The 20,740-nt window shown below is 65.8% G+C and carries 12 protein-coding genes; 1 reads left to right on the forward strand and 11 read right to left on the reverse strand.

Annotation, left to right across the window (positions count from 1 at the left end; genetic code table 11):
- Window positions 1-59 precede the first annotated feature (59 nt).
- The 8 genes from MRBLMI12_RS01380 to MRBLMI12_RS01415 form a co-directional block, all read right to left on the reverse strand.
- On the reverse strand, window positions 60-1,064 hold the full coding sequence (locus MRBLMI12_RS01380; RefSeq protein WP_363353248.1) for a LacI family DNA-binding transcriptional regulator: 1,005 nt from the start codon (window positions 1,062-1,064) through the stop codon (window positions 60-62).
- A 46-nt stretch (window positions 1,065-1,110) separates the two neighbouring features.
- The gene (locus MRBLMI12_RS01385; protein WP_363355697.1) at window positions 1,111-1,974 is read right to left on the reverse strand and encodes a carbohydrate ABC transporter permease; all 864 of its coding nucleotides are present in this window, start codon (window positions 1,972-1,974) and stop codon (window positions 1,111-1,113) included.
- Window positions 1,975-2,047: 73 nt separating this feature from the next.
- Window positions 2,048-3,007, reverse strand: a complete 960-nt coding sequence (locus MRBLMI12_RS01390) for a carbohydrate ABC transporter permease (protein WP_363353250.1) — start codon at window positions 3,005-3,007, stop codon at window positions 2,048-2,050.
- 93 nt (window positions 3,008-3,100) lie between these two features.
- Window positions 3,101-4,399 (reverse strand): ABC transporter substrate-binding protein, encoded by a 1,299-nt coding sequence (locus tag MRBLMI12_RS01395; RefSeq protein ID WP_363353252.1) that lies wholly within the window; start codon window positions 4,397-4,399, stop codon window positions 3,101-3,103.
- A gap of 44 nt (window positions 4,400-4,443) precedes the next feature.
- Complete coding sequence (locus MRBLMI12_RS01400) at window positions 4,444-5,670, reverse strand: polysaccharide pyruvyl transferase family protein (RefSeq protein WP_404907086.1); 1,227 nt, start codon at window positions 5,668-5,670, stop codon at window positions 4,444-4,446.
- A 924-nt stretch (window positions 5,671-6,594) separates the two neighbouring features.
- Complete coding sequence (locus MRBLMI12_RS01405; protein WP_363353256.1) at window positions 6,595-8,130, reverse strand: DUF5597 domain-containing protein; 1,536 nt, start codon at window positions 8,128-8,130, stop codon at window positions 6,595-6,597.
- On the reverse strand, window positions 8,127-10,541 hold the full coding sequence (locus MRBLMI12_RS01410) for a glycoside hydrolase family 3 N-terminal domain-containing protein (RefSeq protein ID WP_363353258.1): 2,415 nt from the start codon (window positions 10,539-10,541) through the stop codon (window positions 8,127-8,129). The genes MRBLMI12_RS01405 and MRBLMI12_RS01410 overlap by 4 nt, the downstream gene beginning before the upstream one ends.
- A complete protein-coding gene (locus tag MRBLMI12_RS01415) occupies window positions 10,531-11,844 on the reverse strand; it encodes an MFS transporter (protein ID WP_363353260.1) in 1,314 nt (437 codons plus the stop codon). The genes MRBLMI12_RS01410 and MRBLMI12_RS01415 overlap by 11 nt, the downstream gene beginning before the upstream one ends.
- Before the next feature lie 278 nt (window positions 11,845-12,122).
- Between MRBLMI12_RS01415 and MRBLMI12_RS01420 the strand changes: the two genes are divergently transcribed.
- The gene (locus tag MRBLMI12_RS01420) at window positions 12,123-14,561 is read left to right on the forward strand and encodes a glycoside hydrolase family 2 TIM barrel-domain containing protein (RefSeq protein ID WP_363353262.1); all 2,439 of its coding nucleotides are present in this window, start codon (window positions 12,123-12,125) and stop codon (window positions 14,559-14,561) included.
- A 33-nt stretch (window positions 14,562-14,594) separates the two neighbouring features.
- On the opposite strand, the gene MRBLMI12_RS01425 is transcribed toward MRBLMI12_RS01420, so the two are convergent.
- From MRBLMI12_RS01425 to MRBLMI12_RS01435, 3 genes are all read right to left on the reverse strand, one after another.
- On the reverse strand, window positions 14,595-16,028 hold the full coding sequence (locus MRBLMI12_RS01425; RefSeq protein ID WP_363355699.1) for a DUF5605 domain-containing protein: 1,434 nt from the start codon (window positions 16,026-16,028) through the stop codon (window positions 14,595-14,597).
- Window positions 16,029-16,347: 319 nt separating this feature from the next.
- Complete coding sequence (locus MRBLMI12_RS01430; protein WP_363353264.1) at window positions 16,348-17,859, reverse strand: glycoside hydrolase family 43 protein; 1,512 nt, start codon at window positions 17,857-17,859, stop codon at window positions 16,348-16,350.
- Window positions 17,852-20,707 carry an alpha-L-rhamnosidase gene (locus tag MRBLMI12_RS01435; RefSeq protein ID WP_363353266.1) on the reverse strand — a complete coding sequence of 952 codons (2,856 nt, stop codon included), beginning with the start codon at window positions 20,705-20,707 and terminating at the stop codon, window positions 17,852-17,854. The genes MRBLMI12_RS01430 and MRBLMI12_RS01435 overlap by 8 nt, the downstream gene beginning before the upstream one ends.
- Window positions 20,708-20,740: the final 33 nt, after the last annotated feature.

Below are 20,740 nucleotides of genomic sequence, written 5' to 3' on the forward strand. Positions count from 1 at the left end.
GAAGTCGCGCCACTGCCGCAGAACCCGCCGGCCCAGCGCTCAGCGAGCACCCGGAGACGTCAACCGGTCGGAGGCTTCACACTCTCGCGCGGAATGACGTACGGCGGCGGTTCGGAGATGACTCCACGTTGTGGAGCCTCTCCCGAGAGCAGGGCGGACACCTGCTCGACGGCCCGAATCCCCACCTCTCGCATCGGCAGGTGGACTGTCGTCAGCCGTGGCCGAACCAACTCAGCGATCTCGGCGTCGTGCACTCCGACCACCGAGAGTTCCCGGGGAACATCGATTCCTCCATCGGCTGCGGCTGCCAGCAACCCCAGCGCCGAGACGACGTTGTTGACCACGATCGCCGTCGGCATCGCATCGCCAGATTGAAGCATCGCCAGTCCTGCAGCTCCGGCCTGAGCGCCGTAGCCGGTGAACAGAGGGGGACGAGGGACCAACCCCGCGCGCGTCAAGGCGCTGACATACCCGTCATGCCGTGGGTTCACCGGATGGATGTCTTGACCCCCGACGAACGCGATGTTCGTGTGTCCAGCCTCGATGAGGTGCTCAGTCGCCACTCGTCCCGCCGCTGTCTCGTCCGCGGAGACCCACGCGCCATCGTGGTTTGACTGATACTCCACCAGCACGACCGGAGTCGGGTGTGAACGGAGCGAACTCATCACCGCCTCATCGAGCAATTCGCCTGTCCGCAGCACGATCGCATCGACAGAGCCCTGGCCCAGCAGTCGCGCGAGGAAACGGCTGCCGGACTTCATCCACATCGTGTCGCCGAGCATGATCGCCCATCCACGTTCCTCGGCGGCTTCGTAGATCCCCTCCAGCAGTTCCTTGTACACCGGATTCTCGAGGTTCTCCACGACGACTGCGATCGTCCCGGCGTGCCGACGGCGCAACGCACGGGCGGCATCGTTGGGCACATACGCCAACTCGGCAACCGCTGCTTCGACGCGGGTTCGAGTGTCGGCACTCATTCGGGTGTGAGTGGTTCCGTTGAGCACCGCAGAGACCGTGGATACAGATACCCCGGCTAGGCGGGCGATGTCCTTCTGCGTCGCCATCTTGCTCACTCTAGCGGCGATAGGAGGTCACTTTTGGCAAGGACGGCTACTTCAGACCGGTCGTGGCGATCCCGCGTACGAGGAATCGCTGGCCCAGGAGGAACATCACGAAGAGAGGGACAAGCGAAAGGATCGACATCGCGAACATCGCGCCCCACGACGATTCGCCTGTGGAGTCGAGGAAGGCACGCAGGGCGATGGGGACGGTGTAGAGGTCCGGATCGGTGAGGAAGATCAGCTGAGAGAAGAAGTCGTTCCACGTCCAGATGAACGTGAAGATCGCCGTCGTCGCGAGCGCAGGGGCTGCCAGCGGAAGCATGATGTTGACGAAGATCCGTGCATGGCCCGCGCCGTCGATTCGGGCAGCCTCGTCGAGTTCCTTGGGGACACCACGGAAGAACTGAACCATCAGGAAGATGAAGAAGGAATCGGTGGCCAGTAGCTTCGGGACGATCAAGGGCAGGAAGGTGTTAAGCCATCCCAACTGAGAGAAGAGCACGTACTGGGGCACGATGATCACGTGGATCGGCAGCATGATCGTGATCAGCATGACCGCGAACCACAACCTCCGGAGCGGGAAGTTCAGCCTCGCGAAGGCATAGGCCGCCAACGAGCAGGACACCAGATTGCCCACGATCGAGCCCGCCACTACCAAAAAGGAATTGATCAGATAGTGGCTGAACGGGTGGCTCAGGGCGTTCCAACCCTGTTCGTAATTCTCCGTCGTGAAATCGGTGGGAATCAGGCCGGGCTCGCTGAAGATGAGCGCATCAGGCTTGAACGACGAGGCCAGCATCCACAGCAGCGGATAGATCATCAATAGGCCAACCGTGATGAGGACGGCATGCTTTGTCAGCGCCCGCAGCCGCACCCATCCCTGCCGAGCACGGCCATGGCGCCGCTGCACCATGGAGCCGGTCACGGTTGCAGGGGAATCAGTCACGGTTGCAGCGGAATCGCTCACGGTTGCAGGAGACATGAGTTCAGTCATCGTGGAAGACCCAATACTTTGAGGCGAAGAAGTTGAGCGCAGTCATAGCCCCGATGATGAGCACCAAGAGCCACGCCATCGCCGAGGCGTAACCCATATTGAAGTTGGCGAAACCCTGGAGGTAGAGGTACAGCGTGTAGAACAGGGTCGAATCAACGGGTCCGCCAGTTCCCCCAGAGACAATGAATGCTTGAGTGAAGGACTGGAAGGCATTGATGGTTTGAAGAACGAGGTTGAAGAAGACCACCGGAGTCAGCATGGGGAATGTGATGCTGATGAACTGGCGGAACTTGGACGCACCGTCAAGGCTCGCCGCCTCGTAGTACATCTCCGGAATCTGGCGAAGTCCGGCGAGGAAAATCACCATGGGCGAGCCGAACGTCCAGACATTCAGGACCATCAGGGTGCCAAGCGCGTAGTCGGGGTCGGACACCCAGCCCTGCGTGCCGATCTGTATAAGTGGCTGAATACCGTTGAACCACGCAATCGCTTGATTGAGCACGCCGTCGGTGCCGAACAGCTGCCGCCACAGGATCGCGATCGCCACCGAAGCACCGAGCAGCGATGGCAGATAGAAGACCGAACGATAGAACGACAGACCGCGCACGCCCCTGTCCAGCACCATCGCCAGCCCGAGCGCGGCTGCGAGTTGCAACGGTACCGAGACGAGCACATACGTGAAGGTGACCTGAAGCGACTGCGCCAGCCGCTGATCCTGGAATAGGCGCGTGTAGTTCTCCAGCCCGATGAATTTCGGATCCTGGAACAGGTCGTAGTTCGTGAAGGACAGGTACAGCGATGCCAGCAACGGGCCGACGACGATCACCGCCAGACCGATGAACCAGGGCAAAAGGAACACGGCCGCGGCCTTGCCATCTCCTCGGCTGCGGGGTGCCTTGGCGGCCGTCGCGGCTGCCTTGCGGAGTTTCGAGGACCCACGTACGACTGCCATGTCACACCTCCTTCGATGTCGCGTCGAACATTGTCATTCCCCTAGCACCCTGAGTCATTTGCTGTCGTGGATGAGTCGCGGGATCGCGCTTCGTCAGCCGGCGTCGGAGACACTCTGGTTGAGCTCGGCCGTGAACTGCTCGGCAGCCTCGACGGGCGAGATCCGATCGAAGAGCATGTCCTCGGCATAACGCCGTAGCATCTGCTCGGCGGTGTCGGCGCCAGGCGGGGGTGCCATCGGCGCAGCCTCTGATGCGTTCTCCTGGACGATGGCCACGAAGTCCGCCATCATCTGCTGCTCGGGTGAGAGGTTGGACCTGATGTGCTCCACGACCTCCTGGTTCGCCGGAAGGCCACGCTCGGCCTGCAGGATGTCAGCGGCATCCAGGTTGCCTTGAAGACAGTTCAGCATCTGCGCCGCCTCCACCGGGTGCTCAGAATTGGAGGTGATCGCCCAGCTCATCGAACGGAAAGTCTGGCCCGTTTCGCCGTCGTCGTGGACTGGCAACTGGAGCAACTCGAATTCAGACCCGGTGGCTGCGACGAGAGCGGTGATCTCGTTGATCGGCCGCACCGCCATCAATGCCTTGCCGGTGCCGATCATGGTCTGCTCAACACCTCCGCCCTGGTGCTCGATCGAGACGGAGGCAGGCGCAGACCCCTCGGATTCCTGCAGGTCATAGCCGTACTCCAGGAACGAGGAGATCACTTCGGTGTCCACTCCCACTCCGGTCTCGCTGAAGAGTCCGTCCGAGTGCCCGAGCTGTCGTGCCCAGATGCCCAGCAGGCGGATGTCCTCGCTCGGCTGCTGCAGTCCCCAGATCGCGCCGTCGGATGCTTTGTAGACGCTGCTGGCGTACTCGAACAAGTCCTCCCACGTCCAGTTTTCGTCGTCCGGGCGCTCGAGTCCGTATTGCTCCATGAGCCCGACGTTGAGCACGATCCCCGAGGCGTTGACTGTGATCGGAACCGCGTAGTTCTTACCATCGACCGAGTCCTGGTTCAGCACGCCAGGTGCGATGGCCGAGCTGTCGATGTGCTCCTTGACGGTGGCGATGTCCACCAGCCCCCCGCGCTGGCCGTAGGACGTGACGTGTCCACTCGTCACCTGAATGATGTCGGGCGCATCGCTGGCGGCGAACTGGGTGGCGAGACGGTCGTCATAACCCTGGCTTGCGAACTCCGCTGAGGTGGTGACATTGCCGAGGGCCGATTCACACACCTTCAGAGCAGCTTGAGTCTGCTCGTGGCGCCCTTCCGCACCCCACCAGGCAACGCGGATTTCCACGGGCCCTGCCGGCGCTGCCGTATCTTCGCCCTGGGCCAGGTTCTCCGCTTGACCGCACGCGGCAAGGGTCAGCAGCACTGCTGAGCTCGCGGCGACAATCGTCATGCCACGGCGTAGACGCTCTGCCCCGCGCGGCCTCATTGGGTTTCTCATCGTGTACCTCCGGTCAGTTCGCCAACGAGTGCCGACTCAAAGGGTGGGGTCGGTTCGCCGAACAGGATTGTCTTGGCCATCTGCCGAAGTCGTCTGCGAGCAACGGCATTCACCCTCGCGGAGGTGTCACTCCACCGCTGCGGGTCGTCAATGATGCTGACGACGGTAGCTTCCGCCGCCACCTCAGCGCCGGGACGTACTTCGATGAGCAAGTCCGAGCCGCCCAGGTCGTCATACATGCGCCCCTTGACCGTCTCAGTGGGCTGGCGCAGATACACGGTCGGTACTGCATGTGCCGACGCGATGATCGGCGAATGGCATTCCATGCTGATCACCGCCCGACTAATGGAATACACGGCGCTCGCTTCCGCGAGGGACCAAAATCGGTCCAGGACTCTCACGCGAGGCGCGACATCCGCGGGCAGTAGGGGAAGGAGATCAGTGCGTGAGTAGGCGGGGACGTAGGACATCTCCGGGACGACGACGGCGATCGAGTTGGTGCGACGAACCCAGGCCACGATGGCTGCAACGATGGCGCCCAAGTCGGCCTGAGACGTCGCCGCGTTGATCGCATCCCGACGCAGGCTCTCCGGCGTAGCCGCCTCGCCGCGCATCTGAGCGTACGGCGCGTAACGCAGGCGCGGCACGAAGCATGCGAAGTCGTCATCGCCTAGACCCAGCTCCTCGCGGAATGGGTCGATCGTGCTGCGATCGGCATAGTCATAGGCGAAGGTGCAGTCGGGGCCGAACTCCAGCGTCTCAGCCTGAATCCGCTGACCACGCAGGTAAGTCAGCGAAATCGAATCCCTGGCGAAGATGAACTCGGCGGAGTCGAGAGGCTCCCGCCCCGCCTCATCGAGGAAGCCTTCGGGAAGGAGCTCGGCCACTGCCTGCAATTCAGTCAGTGTGCCCCAGGTCGGAGGGGACACCAGATCGACCGTCACGCCGGCGTATCCGTGCGGCCTTCCCGAGCTGCGCGACCAATGCGCGAACTCTGCTTGGCGATTCACCACATCAGCCGCCGAACCGTGCACCAGCACGTCGGCAGAGTTCCACGCCCTTTCGAGTTCAGGCGTCGTGAGCTCGCCACTGCTGGTGCATTCGCCGCGGGCGATCGCCACCTGAGGAAACGCCCGGCGCACCAGCGCTTCTTCTCTCGCGCCGAGCGCAACCGGCCACAAAGTGATCTCCGCGCCCGGATCCGCCTCGAGCAATGCCGCCATCGCTCCAGGCGAGTGAGCGACATCGCCGATGTTGACATCCTGCCAAGACGAGCGAAGTAGCACCCTCCGCGAGTTCGGGGAACCCATGCACACTCTCCCTTGCGGCCCCAACGCCGACTGATTCGAACGACCTCGATGACGTATCGTTGCGTCACGCTAACATCGCCCGCCGACGCAGTCAACAATGCAGCGCTCGATTGATCGCCAGAATCCCCGATTCAGCATTGCCCCAGGCATCTCGTACCACCGGGATTCCGCGAATTTCCGCTGATCTCGGCCACGCGCGACAATCACCAAATTGCCCGATGCGATTCATCGGCAACCGGGGCTGCGTCGGGGTCCGCGGGCTTTCACCTCATGGGCTTCGTCGGTTGCCGAGTCCGATGCATCACCCTTATCTCCGAGCGTGCCGCGACCGCGGGGGCGTAACGCCTTGCTTTCGCGATCCGAATCCGACCGAGGTTGTCGACAGTTGGGATGGCATCAAGATCGGACGCGCCCGCGCCCTCGGCGGTCAGCGGTTCTGCGTCCTGGACGCCGGGAAGTCGGTTCAGGTGTTCGGCCTCGCCGACACCCTCATCATCGAACACCCCCTGGCCAAACCCGGCACAACCTACGTCAGCAACCGCCGACCCCGCGGCCGCAGCACCCCCACCACCGGACTGTCAGAGATGTCCTGATGCAGAAACGTCAGCGATGTCCTGATGCATCACAAGCTGCGTGCGTCCCGACGCAACGCGGCTTGCCCACAGTTCGCCCACACTTCGTTCAAAACGGCCTGATTCGGGCTGATCGAACCGAAAGCTGAAGCCCCGAAGAACCGCGGAACTACGCGGAAGTTGGACCGAGACGGATCCTTCTCATTTCCGCCCCATGGATTCGATCCCTCCACGGCACCGTTCGTTTCGCGCCTGACCAGGACGTTCACTCGAAGCGGTAGAACTCCAGGTCCACGATGCCGGTGAATCGCGTGTCGAAGGGAACGACACCCTGTCCGCGACCGGAGTACAGGCGATGGAAGCGCACCCCGCTGCCGCCGCCGACCTCGTCGCCGTTGAGTACTCGGTGGACCTCGAGCTGTCGGGTTCGCTCGATCACCGAGGCCAGCCCTACGGAACCGGTCGTCGTCTCAGCGGGCTGCAGCACAAACCCCCGGCCTGCCACTCGCACCGAGCCCTCGATGCCAACGGCGATGCCGTAACCGATCTCGCCGTCATCGAGCATGCCGTGAGGATCATCCAGCGACGCGACGAGATCAAAGCCTCCGATCGTCATGTGCGAGACGGGATGGGCGCGATCGACGAAGAACCCGCGGATGTCATCGGAGTGAGCGATGGCGATTGTGGGCCGCATCGCCGACAGCAGCCCGTATGCGTCCACAATCTCGTCGTAGTCCGGCGCGCCCGGGTGCAAGGAGTCGAGACCGAAAGGTGCAACGAGCTCGGCGCCGTGTTCACCAATCGCTCGGAACATGTGAGCGATGCCCAGCTGATCCCGCCTCATCTCAGGTATGACCAGGCGATCGGAAGCTGCGGCGTATGCGCGGCACGTCGCGTCGAAGTCGCCGAAGTAGATGTCCGGCGAGAAGAAGTCGATGGATGGCGCAAGCGCCCGCCAGAGGGAAAGCAGGTGAGGGACCGGCCCGCCGCTCGGGTAGCCGCCGGGCTCCATACCGCCGGCGACAAGCTGGTCGGCCGGTGTCATCGGATTCACCGCGTCGAGCCAAGCGTTGACGTAGAGGGGAACGTCCAGTTCCGCACGTCCGCGTGCTGCGACCTCCTCGATATGCGTTGCGTACCCCCACGCCATGAGAACCTCATCCGCCTCGGATCCGAAGACTTCCCTCCAAGAGCCCGCCGTTCGCGAGCCTTCTGCCTCCCACGCCGAGAGCAGGCGCCCGCCCCCGTCGCGCGCAGCGGCAATCACGGCATCAGGCACGTCCCGGTTCCAGTGCGTCTCGGCCACATCGCTCTCGTCGCGACGAGCACCCAGAAGCCCCGGTTCGTTCTCGACTTGCACGAAGGGGACAACGTGCGCCACTCCGGATTCGCGTATATGCGCGAGGACCCGTGCGAACGCGGTGGCATCGGCCGCCGCGATCGCCCCACCGAACGGCGAGATGTGGTGCATCGCCCGCTCCGCCGATCGCGCGCGTGGAAAACGCGCACCATCTCGCTTGACCCAGCCCGGGACGTACGTAGACGCCCCGTTCTTCCAGGCACCGAACCACAGCGGGATCCATCGCAGCCCCTCCGTCTCGGCCGCTTCCAGTGCAGTGTCGACGAGCGAGAGATCGAAGTCACCCTCGCGCGGCTCGACCGTCTCCCACGAGATCGGCGCGAGCACGGAGTCGGCGCCGATATCGCGGACACGGCGGAATGCCTCGCGGATCGAAGCAGGGCTGCTTGCGCTTGAGTTGTGTACTTCTCCACCGAGGAAAAGCTGTCGCGATGCAGTCATAGAGAGCCTCCGTCGTTCACGACCGCCGATTCCGACAGGAAGGTCCGTTCGGAGCTCCTCAGCCGACGGCGGGGTCCGGTGACGTCCACCACCGTCTCGAGCGGTCGCGACTCGGCGTCAAAGCTCACCCATACGTTCACCGGCGACGGCTCGACGACGAACTCGCCTCCGATGTCCGTGTACCCGAGTTGCGCGGCATCCAGCGTGAACGTCACCCGCCGCGCCTCCCCCGCATCGAGCGAGACCCGCGCGAATCCCGCGAGCTGCTGAGCGGGGCGCGTGGCCCCGACGGTGTTCACGTGCGCGTAGAGCTGCACGACCGTGTCTCCGCTGCGCACGCCCGCATTCTCCACGGTCGCCGCGATCCGCACCGATCCGGTGGTCGTCATCTCGGCATCCGCCACCAGGTCTGACAGCACGAACTCGGTGTAACTGAGTCCATGTCCGAACGTATAGAGAGGTGTCGCCGACATGTCGAGGTAGTGGCGGTCGACATCGGGCGGCAGCGGGTTGCGGTACCCGGTGCCGGCGCGCTGGTGGTGGTAGACGGGGATCTGACCCGTATGACGCGGGATGCTGTACGGCAGATTTCCGCTCGGGTTCACCTCTCCGAACAGCACGTCGGCTACAGCCGCCGGACCGAAGGGGCCGCCGTATGACGCCACCACGATCGCAGCGGCATCCTGGATCACCTGGGGCAGCGTGTACGCGCGACCCTGCACGAGTACGACCACGACGGGTTTGCCTGTCGCGGCGACGGCCTCAGCGAGGCGCACCTGTGCCGGGGGTAGCGCGATGTCAGCGGAGTCGCTCGCCTCGCCCTCGGTGCGCTCGCCATTGAACCAGAGACTCGCACCGCCGAGCGCGAGCACGACGACATCGGATGCCGCCGCCGCGGCCACGGCATCCGCGATCGCATCCTCTCCGAGGTCGGTCGTCAGAGTGCTGCCCGCCGCGACGTGGGTGGCGAGCGCGTGACGGTCGACCTCGTCGATGAGCGAGGTCGCGTCCAGCCTGTCGCGCACGAAGTCCTCGATCGGCATCGACGGGAACAGGCTGTTGTTCCATGCGGCCATGCCCGGATCGATCCCGACCATGTTGCCCATGCCGCCGCCCGACATGAAGGTGGTCATGTCGCGGAACGCGGGGTAGCTGTACGTAGGGAACTGCAGCTTCACGGCATCGGCGTGGGGACCGATCACCGCCACGTTCGTGGCACCGGATGCAAGAGGCAGCAACCCGTCGTTCTTGACGAGGACGACCGAGCGGCGCGCGAGCTCGCGCGAGAGCCTGCGGCCTTCGGCTGCCACCTCGGCAATCTCGATGCGCTCCGCGGGGTAAGGGTTCTCGAACAGCCCGAGCCGGAACTTCGCGGTGAGGATGCGTCGCACCGAGCGGTCGACGTATGCGATGTCGACGCGACCGGCTTCGACCTCGCCGACGAGCGCGTCGCCGTAGCCATACGGAACGGGGAACTCGGTGTCGAGTCCGGCGGCGATCGTCAGGCGACCTGCATCGGCGGGCGAGGCAGCGGCCCGCTGGCGGGTGTGGATGTGCTCCAGCGTCATGTAGTCGCTCGAGACGAACCCGTCGAAGCCGAGCGTGTCGCGCAACAAGGTGGTGAGCACGTCCGGGTTCGCCGCGGCCGGAACACCGTCCACGTCGGAGTAAGAGTTCATGACCGACCCGAGGCCGGCCAACTGGATCGCAGCCTCGAACGGGTACGCGAAGAGGTCACGCGTGCGCCGGGGACCCCCCTCGTACGAGGAGAGGTTCATGCCGCCTGTCGGCAGGCCGTAGCCGACGAAGTGCTTCGCGGTGGCGATGGCGCCCGTGCGGAGATCCTCACCCTGAAGACCGCGGGTGTATGCGACGCTGAGCGCTGCCACGAGGTACGGATCCTCGCCGTAGGTCTCGTGCACCCGCCCCCAACGCGGATCCAGGGCGATGTCCATGTTGGGCGACAACGCCTGCCGCACGCCGACCCGGAGCATCTGCTTTCGGATCGTGTCGGCCATCTCCTGCACGAGGTCCGGGCTCCAGGTGGCCGCGAGCCCGATCGATGTGGGGAAGACCATATGTCCACCGGCGAGCAGTCCGTTCAGCGCCTCGATGTGCAGGAGCAGCGGGATGCCGAGACGCGTGCCCTCGATGGCGGTGCGCTGCAGGTCCCCGACGATGCGCGCCATCGTCGCGGGGTCGTCGACCCCGAAGTTGGAGATGTGGCCGGGCGCCTTCTCCAGCCACTCGTCGCGCACCGCCGGAGCGGAGCCGTCGGCGAGCACCAGGTACCAGGGCGGCACGGAGACGAGCTGATGCGCCTTATCACGCAACGTCATCTCGGCGAGGAGGCGGTCGGCACGCTCCGGGGCGCTGAGCGCGGTGTCGAGGTGGGCTGACTCAGGAGACACTGTGAACCTCCGTGTGGCTCGGGGACGGGTGTGGGTCGGTACCTGCGTGCGATGTCGAGGCTCGGGGCGTGAGGAGCAGCAGGATCAGTCCCGCCACGGGGAGCACGGCAGCCACCCAGGGCAGGGCACCGAGCCCCCATGCTCCGACCACGAGCGCGCCGAGGGCGGCGCCGCCGCCGATCGCGACGTTGAACGCGGTGGTCTGCAGTGCGGCTGCGGTCGCACGCTGGTTGGGTGGTGCGATTCTCATCATTCGGGCCTGCAGCAGGATGGGGACGACAGCGAACGCCATCGCCTGCAGGAGTGCGGTGACGACGAGAGCACCGATCCCCCACGCGGCCGCGAGCGGGAACAGCGCGCTCAGAACCGCGAACAACCCGACCGCCACCGGCACCGCGCCGTTCGGGAATCTGTCGGCGATCCTGCCCACGGCAGACACCGCGACAAATGCCGCGAGGCCCGTGCCGAAGAGGAAGGCAGGGATCGCCGCCGACGGGACGGCGGCGACTTCGCCGAGCCACACGACCGAGTAAGTGCCGTATGTGGTCTGTCCGATCACGACGAGCAGGATGATCGCGCACACGAGCAGGATGCCCCGGAGTGCCGACTGCGTCGAGGACTCTTGCGCTGACGCACCGCGCGGTGCCGGCGGACGCGGTGTCACGGCGGGTAGCAGCAGCGCGACCAGGACTACGACGAGCACTGCAACAGCCGCAAGGCTTCCAAAGGCGACTCGCCACCCGAACGCCTGACCCAGCGCATTGCCGAGCGGCACTCCCAGCACGCCGGCGACCGAACCACCCGCCGCCGTGATCGCCGTCGCGCGTCCCAGTTGCGACGAGGGCACGAGATCCGCCGCGTATGCCGCAGCCACCGACCAGAACAGCCCGTGCGCCACCCCGCCTGCCCCGCGAGCGATGAGGAGCATCTCGAACGTGGGTGCCAGGGCGGTCAGGCTCGTCGCCGCTGCGATCCCGACGAGGGCGATGATCGCGAGCGGCTTGCGCGGCATCCGTCGAGTGAGGACGGCGAGCGGGGTCGTGGTGAGGATCACGGCTCCGGCGAACACGGTGATGAGCTGCCCGACATCGGTGACCGGGCGGTCGAACGTCTCGGCGATGTTCGGCACGAGGCCGCCGGGCAGGAACTCGGTCGACATCGAGACGAAAATGGCGGCCGCGAGAACCAGGAGCCCGAGCCGCGGAAACGGCGAACCAGGAGTTCTGTGTGTCGGACGGGGTACGGGGTGGCGGCGATACCGCCGGCTCGCTGCCCGTTTCGTGGCACGACTGTCGTGCGACATGGCTGATGCCTTCTCAGACCCTTGCGCGCTGCCGGATATCCCAGGCGCACCAACGCCGCGAACGGTGGGGATCTCGAGACTACGAGGAGACGGCTGTCCGAGCCTTGCTCGTGGCGACTATTGCGCAACCCGGCACGGCTGATGTTGCCGGTCGGGCGGGCACGCAGTAGGCAGGACGTGAGGATCGATCCAGACGCACGGCCGCGTTTCCCGCCGATCCTGACAGTTGTAGCGTGCGGCAGGGGTCGCTCCCGCACGTGACGCGCGAACGGAGCAGCATGAACAAGTACCTGTTCAACGACGACTGGTCGGTCCGCCGCAAGGTGAGCGGTTTCGTAGACCTCATGGGCGGTGCGGCTTCCCAGAAAGTCACGCTCCCCCACGACGCCATGATCGGATTCACCCGGTCCTCCGATGTCCCCGGCGGCCCATCATCGGCGTTCTTTCCCGGCGGCGAGGTCGAATACACAAAGCGCTTTGACGTTCCGGTCGAGTGGCGCGAGCGACGGGTGACCATCGAGTTCGAAGGCGTGTACCGCGACGCCATGGTCTACGTGAACGGCGAGTTCGCGGGCCAATGGAAGTACGGGTACAGCGTCTTCCGCGTCTCCCTCGATGCCCACCTCCGCTACGGGCAGGAGAACGTCGTCCGGGTCGAGGCGCGAGCGAACCAGGACTCCCGGTGGTACACCGGTCTCGGCATCTACCGCGACGTCCATCTCGTGGTCACGCCGCTGGCTCACATCGTCGATGACGAGATCCGCATCACCACGCCGGATGTCGACGACGAGCGTGCCGTCGTCGAATCCGCCATCCTGGTGCGCAACGAGAGCGTGGTCACTCGCCGACTGTCGCTCGAGGTCGAGGTGCGCGACGACACCGGGGCGATCGTGGCGCGTGATCGCGGACCTGTCACGATCCGCCCGAATGCGACGACGACGATTCGCAATCGGCTCTACGTCGACGCCCCCCAGCGGTGGGGCGTCGATCACCCGCACCTCTACGACTTCCGCGCACGGCTGCGCGATGAAGAGAGCGACGACGCGCATGACGTGAACACGTCGTTCGGCATCCGCACGATCCGTATCGACCCGCGCCATGGACTCCGGATCAACGACGAGCCGATCAAGCTCCGCGGCGCGTGCATCCATCACGACAACGGCCCATTGGGTGCCGCCACCATCCGGCGGGCGGAGGAGCGTCGCATCGAACTTCTGAAGGCGGCCGGGTTCAACGCCATCCGCAGCTCGCACTGCCCCGCGAGTCCAGCGATGCTCGATGCATGTGACCGGCTCGGCGTGCTCGTGTTCGACGAGACATTCGATGCGTGGGCCGAGATGAACAAGCCCTACGATTACACACTCGATTTCCCGGAGTGGTGGGAACGCGACGTCGACGCGATGATCAAGAAGGACTTCAACCACCCGAGCGTGATCCTGTATTGCATCGGCAATGAGATCCACGAGTACGGGTCGGGTTTCGGGGGTTCGCTGGCGCGCGACATCGCCGAGCGGATCCGCCTCAGCGATGAGACCCGCTTCATCACCACCGCTGTGAGCAGCTTCTGGGCCGTGGCGGGTGAGGTCATCGACGACCTGAAGAACCGCCTCGCGGACGCGACGGCCCGCGGCGTCAACGACGTCATGAACGAGATGACGGAGTTCTTCGACGAGGTCACCGTGTCCGATGTCGTCACGGTCCGCACGGCAGAGGCGCACGCCGCGGCGGACATCGCCGGCCTGAACTACGCCGAGGCACGCTACGCGCCAGACGCCGTCGTCTTTCCGAATCGAGTCGTGCTCGGCACCGAGACCAACCCACGCGTGACCGCCCAGTCGTGGGCGGATACGGTCGCGCACGATCACGTGATCGGCGGGTTCACCTGGACGGGTTGGGACTACCTCGGGGAGGTCGGGCTCGGGCGCACCGACTACACCGACGATCCCGAGGTTCGCGGCGGCGGCGACCCCGATTTCCCCTGGCTCACCGCGTGGGCGGGAGATCTCGACATCACGGGCTTCCGGCGGCCCCAGTCCTACTACCGGGAGATCGTCTACGGACTGCGTCGCGAGCCCTTCATCGCGGTGCTGAGACCGCAGCACTACGGCCGTCGAAGGCTCGAGATGCAGTGGGCCTGGAGCGACGCCGTGGCGAGCTGGACCTGGGAGCTTCCGGGCGGAGCGCGTGCTGAGGTCGAGGTCTACAGCGACGCGGATGAGGTGGAGCTTGTGTTGAACGGGCGTTCCCTCGGACGGTCGGCTGCGGGGCCGGCGGCCGACTTCCGCGCCCGCTTCGATGTCGGGTACGAGCCGGGAGAACTCGTCGCGATCGCCTACCGTGACGGCATCCCGAGCGAGCGCACCTCGCTGGTGACGGCATCCGACCGAGTGCTCGTCGCGTCCGCAGATCGGTCCCGCATCCAAGCCGACCCAGGCGACCTGGCCTACATCAGCATCGAGTTCCGCGACGGGCGCGATGTCTTGAACAGCTCCGAAGACGCCCTCGTCCACGTGTCGGTGGACGGCCCGGGCGAGCTCGTCGCCCTCGGCTCGGCGCGGCCGGCGACGGAGGAGCGATTCGATTCGACCAGCTGCACCACCTTCGATGGGCGCGCGCTCGCCATCGTACGGCCGACCGGCGAGGGCCAGATTACGGTCACGGTACGCTCCCCCGGCCTGGCCGATGCGCATGCCGCGGTCGCCGTCGGGGAGATGTGACGGCAGCGGATCCGAGCGTGGATCCGCTGCCGGTCAGTCGGCTGCTCGCACCCGCACAGCGACGTAAGGGCGGGCGGGGAGATCGACGCGCACGTCGCTTTCGTGGATGCCGGGCAACTCCTCTATCGTCATACCCCAGGTGTCGATGATGTCGATCTTCGCCCGCATCCCCTGAGGCACCCGCACGGTGCGAAACTTCGGCCGGGCGTCGCTGAAGTACGTCAGCGCGTAGCCGTCTCCCCCGCCGGTGGCGAAGTCCCAGTCGCTCGGCAGCGGCGCGATCCGTCCATCCGGGGCGGCCTCGATCAGCTCGCGCAGGAACGCGAGTCGAGGAAGGCTCTCACCCCGGAGCGTGCCTCCCTTCGCCCAGAAGATCACCTCGTCGTCTGACCAGAAGGTCTCGCCGTGCGTGAGGAACGCGCCCTGCAGCGTCGCCTCCCAGAACCTGCGGACTACCTCCTCGGCGGTGAGGTTCCCCCACCCCTGGTCGATGTCGCCCTCGTAGCCGAACTCGTCGACGACGATCGGCTTGTCCCATCGGTTGCGCCACTTCGCCACCGACTGCGCCATCTCCCGCCCGCCGCCTTGGATGCTGGCATGCGTGGCCCACTCGGCCGTGTAGTCGAAGATCTCCACCCAGTTGTGGATCGACAGCGGATGCCCCACCGGGTCGTTGGCGACCACCAGCCCGGCGAGCCGGTCCCAGTCCTCGCGACGCATCGCGGTGAGGAGGTCGTACTCGTTCGCCATCGACCACCAGACGTTCGGGAATGCCGACAGGCGGCGTACCACGTACGACACGTATCGGTCGTCGGCGGCGGCGCCGAGCCTGGCGAATCCCCACCGGTCATAGGGGTGGAAGAGAATCACGTCCGCGTCGATCCCGAGATCCGCGAGTTCGTCGATGCGCCGTTCGAGATGACTGAAGTACTCCAGATCGAAGCGAGTCGTGTCGAAGGCGCCACCCTCGGCACGCGGGAACACGAACCGCTCGGGTTCGTTCGAGTTGAACAGGAACGACTTGGGAAACAGCCCCATTCGCAGCTTGTTGAACGGCGCGGTCGCCAGCGAGCGCAGCGTCTGCTCCTGCAGCGCCGTCGGTTGGTGCGTCCAGGCGTACGACGTTGTGCCGACGGGGACGAACGGCGTGCCATCGGCCCGCACGAACCCGCGTCCACTCACGCGGACCGGCCCCGCGGCAACTGATTCGTCGACATCGACCACGCCGCGCACACCATCGAGCGAGCGCGCCGTCGACTGCGTCGTGAAAGTCCAGCGGCCGGCACGTGGGGGCAGGAAGCGCAGTCGGTACACGCCGTCGCCGTCGTAGAAGCCCCCGATGTGGAAGGCGGTGGTGTCATCGAGCGTGAATGTCGCGGCGAGTTCGACGTCGACGAACGGATTGCCGTGCGACGGACCTCGCAGAACGATTTCGACCCGCTCGTTCCTGGCCGCGGCATTCGGCATCTCCACGGTGGCGGATCCCCGTGAGACGTTCGCACCCTCATAGTCGAGGGAAGCGGTGATGGCAGGGTCCTGTGGCGGGAGGGGACTGAGGTCCTCGAACTGGGCGACGGCCTCGAGGACCGTTGCCCTGCGTGGATCACCCTCGCCGAGGATCAACGTTGCCAGCGAGCCGAAGGGAAAATCAGCAAGCTGTGTGAGCATCGGCGATGCCAGCAGATCGGGAGCGATCACCCCGATGGCGTGTTTCGCGTCAGGCTGCTGGAGAACCGCGGAAGCTGGGGTCTGTGGGTCGATGTGGCGCATGGTTCCTCGAAGCGAGTCAATCGGGCAGTGGCTGGTAGGTCACGGACACGACACGCCCGTCACGCGACGGCGCGCCGAGTGCGAGCATCCGGCCGGTGAAGCCGGCGGCGACCTCGGTGGAGAAGTAGCGGCCGTCGAGTCGGGCGATCTCGATCGCTTCGCCGTCGCGAACGACCGAGAGCACGACGTCGTCGGGGCCGGCGTAGCCGAATGGCACCGGTGCCGTCTGTGGAGGCGTCGTCGAGACGCGCAAGGTCGCCGTGTCGCCGGTGATCTCGACTGCGCCGACCCGCTGACGGATGTCGCCGATCTGCACGATCGCCTGAGCGCGGTCGTTCTCGAAGATGACCCCGCACCAGTGGCGGTCGTCCAGCCGCAGCCCGACCGTGCCGGACCGCTCCACGATGGCGTCAGCCTGCCACGCGAAGTCCGCGACGCGTGTGCACAGCACATCGGCCGCCGATCCCCACCGACGGAATCTGAGGCCGCCCTCCGGAGCCCGTTCGACGACGGCGTCGGGTTCGCTGCCCGCCGCGACCCATCGAGGGTCGAGGTCGGCGCCGATGAAGTGCTCCACGAAGCCGGAGGGCTTGTCCGGGATCTCGAATCGTGCCTCATCGAACACTGGCCACCCGTCGACCCAGTCGACGCCGGCCAGGAACGTCTCACGGCCGAGCACATGAAAGCCCGGCGTGGACCCGCGCGGGCGCGCACCCAGATAGACGGCTGCCCATCCACCGTCCGGAGTCTGAACGAGGTCGGCATGACCGACGTTCTGCACCGGATGGGAGCTGCTTCGGTGGGTGAAGACCGGATTCAGGCTGCAGGATTCGAAAGGGCCGCGCGGACTCGGTCCCCGCGCGATGGTCACGCAGTGCCCCCGCTCAGTGCCGCCCTCGGCGAGCATGATGTACCAATAGTCGCCGATGCGGTAGAGGTGAGGACCCTCTGCCATCGGCATCCCACTCCCCTGCCACACCGCATAGTGCGGCTCGAGGAGGCGACCCGTCTCCAGGTCGATCGGCGCCTGGCGGATCCCTTGGCCACCGACCGTGAAGTCGAGAACATGCCAGGTGAGGTAGCAGGCGCCGTCATCGTCCCAGCACAGATCGGGATCGATGCCGATGGCCTCAGGAACGAACACGGGGTCACTCCACGGCCCTGCGGGATCGGTCGCGTGGACGATCAACTGTCCTGACTCGAAGTCGCTGACGTTCGTGGTGATGAACCAGAAGCGCCCGTCACGGTGACGAAGCGTCGAACCATAGATTCCCGTGGAGGGTCCGGAGGTGCCGGCCCGGAACTGCGATCGTCGCGTGAGGATGTTGCCGATCTGGCTCCAGGTCACCAGGTCCCGGCTGTGAAAGATCGGGGCACCCGGGAAGTATTCGAAGCTCGAGTGCGCGAGGTAATAGTCGTCACCCACGCGGCAGATCGTGGGATCGGGATGAAACCCCGGGATGATCGGATGCAGTTCCGCGCTGAGACTCTTCGTCAGCGAAGTCGATGCGGCCACTCGTTCAGACATGAAGGGCAGCGTCTTCGAGCTGGGCGGACAGCGGCCGGATGGGCGCAGGGGCGGCTGCCGCATAGTTCGCGACGAGCCCGGCGAGCGCCGCCTTCGTCGACTCGGACGGCCAGATGCGCGTCCAAACCGCATCAGCGATCTCCGCGACGGGCCGATCACGGAACGGCGCGAGCAATCGCGCGAGCTGCGTCTCCGACGTGACGAGCCTGTTGTCGACCGCGAAGCGCGTCAACTCCTCCCACGCGTCCTCGTCATCCAGGAAGTCCCTCACCGTGTTGAGCGCCTTCTCCCCCGCGGACGGTTCCGTGAACTGCCAACGGTGACGGCCGTGCCCGACCGTCCTGACTGTGGCGTCTCCCGGAAGCTCGACCTCCGCACGGGCGCCCACTGGGACTTCCAGATCGAGCGTGACGACGCCATCCGCTCGCGACCAACTCACTGCGGCATCGCCGTACGGCGTGCGGTGACGCGCTGAGCAATGATCCAGTGCTGACGGGAAGATGGGGCGAACCGAGATAGCCCGGTAGCCGGGGGCTGCGGCGGCCAGCCCCGCGACGCGGCGGTGGACCCAGTCCACCACGCTTCCGAGTGCGTAGTGATTGAACGAGGTCATCCCGTTCGAATTGATCGTGCCGTCGGGAAGCAGGCTGTCCCAGCGCTCCCAGATGGTCGTCGCGCCGACGGTGATCGGATACAGCCAGGACGGTGACTGTGTTTGCAAGAGGAGACGGACCGCCAGATCCTCGAATCCCGCGTTCGTCAGCGCGTCGCAGATGAGCGGCGTTCCGACGAATCCGGTCGCGATCCGGAAGCTGCTCGCCCGCACCAGGTCCGCCAGTCGCTCGCCGGCAGTCGCACGCTGTCGTGCGTCGGGCAGCAGGTCCCACTCCAGCGCCATTGCGTAGACGGTCTGAGCGTCCGAGACGATTCGGCCCGACGGAGCGACGAACTCGGCATTGAACGCAGCGCGTACCCGCTCGGCGAGGCGGCCGTAGCACTGCGCCGCATCCGCGTCACCCAACGCCTCGGCAGCTTGCGCGACGATGTCGGCCGAGCGGGCGAAGTGCGCAGTCGCAACGACATCCGCATCTGACTTCGCGTTGAACGGGTCGTCGGCGGGGGCGGCGGGGTCGAGCCAGTCGCCGTACTGCACCCCTCCCCGCCAGATCAGATCATCCCCGGCGATAGAGGCGACATGGTCGACCCATGCGCGCATGCTCGCGAACTGCCGCCCGAGAATCCCGCGGTCGCCGGCCTGCTGCCACAGCACCCACGGCACCACCGTCGCTGCATCACCCCAGGCCGCCGTCGGAATGGTCGTCACCTCGGATCGAAGGATGTCTGGCACGACGTGCGGTACTCGTCCTGAAGGATCCTGTTCTGCCGCGAGATCTGCGAGCCAGGATGTCAGGAACCCGCCGGTATCGAAGAGGTAGGTGGCAGTGGGTGAGAAGACTTGGATGTCGCCCGTCCACCCGAGGCGTTCGTCTCTTTGCGGGCAATCGGTCGGAACGTCGAGGAAGTTCCCTCTCATGCCCCAGACCACGTTGCGATGCAGGTGGTTCAGCATCTCGTGACTCGACTCGAACCAGCCGATGCGAGTCAGGTCACTGCCGATGACGATCGCCTCGACGTCTTCACGCCGGATCTCGTCGAGCCCGTCGACTTCGGCATAGCGGAAGCCATGAAAGGTGAGCGATGGTTCGAGGATCTCGTGACCGGTCCCCGCCAGGTAGTACGTGTCCGTCGCTTTGGCGCTGCGAAGCGGGCCCACGCCGAGTTCGCCGGCGTCGAGCACCTCGGCGTGCCGGATGACGACCTCATCGCCGGGCTTCGATGACGGCACGCGCAGCCGCACCCAGCCGACGAGGTTCTGGCCGAAGTCGATCAGAAGCTTGCCGCTGGGAGATCGCCAGATCTGTTGCGCGGGAACGGACTCTGTGACCCGCATCGGTGGTCCGTCTTCGCCCACGAGCACGGCGAGGTCCGCGTCGACGATCTCGACGGCGTGGTCGAAGGGTGCGGCAGGGTCATGTCGGAGGTCGGTCGTCTGCCCGTCGTAGATGTCGTCCATCAGAATCCCGGACGCCCGAGCACCCCACGATTCATCGGTGGCGAGCACGTGGACGTTGCCGTCGTCGGTGGTCACTTCCAGCTGCCCGAGGAAAGCGAGCCGATGGCCGTAGTGCGCTCGCTGGCCGAGGAAGCCCAACCGGCCGCGCCACCAGCCGTTGCCGAGGGTCACGTCGATCGTGTTCTCGCCCTCTCTGATGAGCGACGTCACGTCATAGGCGCGGACGCGAAGCCGGTGCTCGTATGACGTCCATCCGGGGGCGAGCACGGTGTCGTCGATGGGGTTCCCGTTCAGGCGCGCGGAGAGCAGGCCGTGTGCGGTGGCGAAGAGCCGCGCCTTCACCACGCGCCCAGAGACCTGGAGCGCGCCCCGCAACTGCGGAGCGGGTTGCCGGAGCCCGCCGAGCCCGACCGGGCTGATGAACCGAGCCTTCCAGTCGGTCGGCGCGATCAGGCCGGCCTCCGCCTGTGCCGGCTCACTCCAGGGACTCCAGTCGCTGCCCCGCACACGGAGCCGCAGCGTCACCGATTCGCGGGCGTCGAGCGGAGCGGACGGCCAGGGCACCAGCACCTGATCCGTCGATTCCACCACCCATCGTTCGGTGTCGTCATCGCGTCGGTGGATCTCGACCTCGTATGCGGTCTGCCGGTAGTCCTCGGGCGCGTGCGGCACGGTCCAGCTCAGCCGAGGCCGGACCGTCGTGAGGCCGAGAGCCGGACCGCCGTCGGTGCGGTGCTCGAATCGAGGTGCGGTCGGCGCCGAGAGGGGAGTCATGTGTGTCCTGAGGTGTGTGAGAGAGGTGTCCGC

Source organism: Microbacterium sp. LMI12-1-1.1 (assembly GCF_040676455.1).
Lineage (GTDB): Bacteria > Actinomycetota > Actinomycetes > Actinomycetales > Microbacteriaceae > Microbacterium.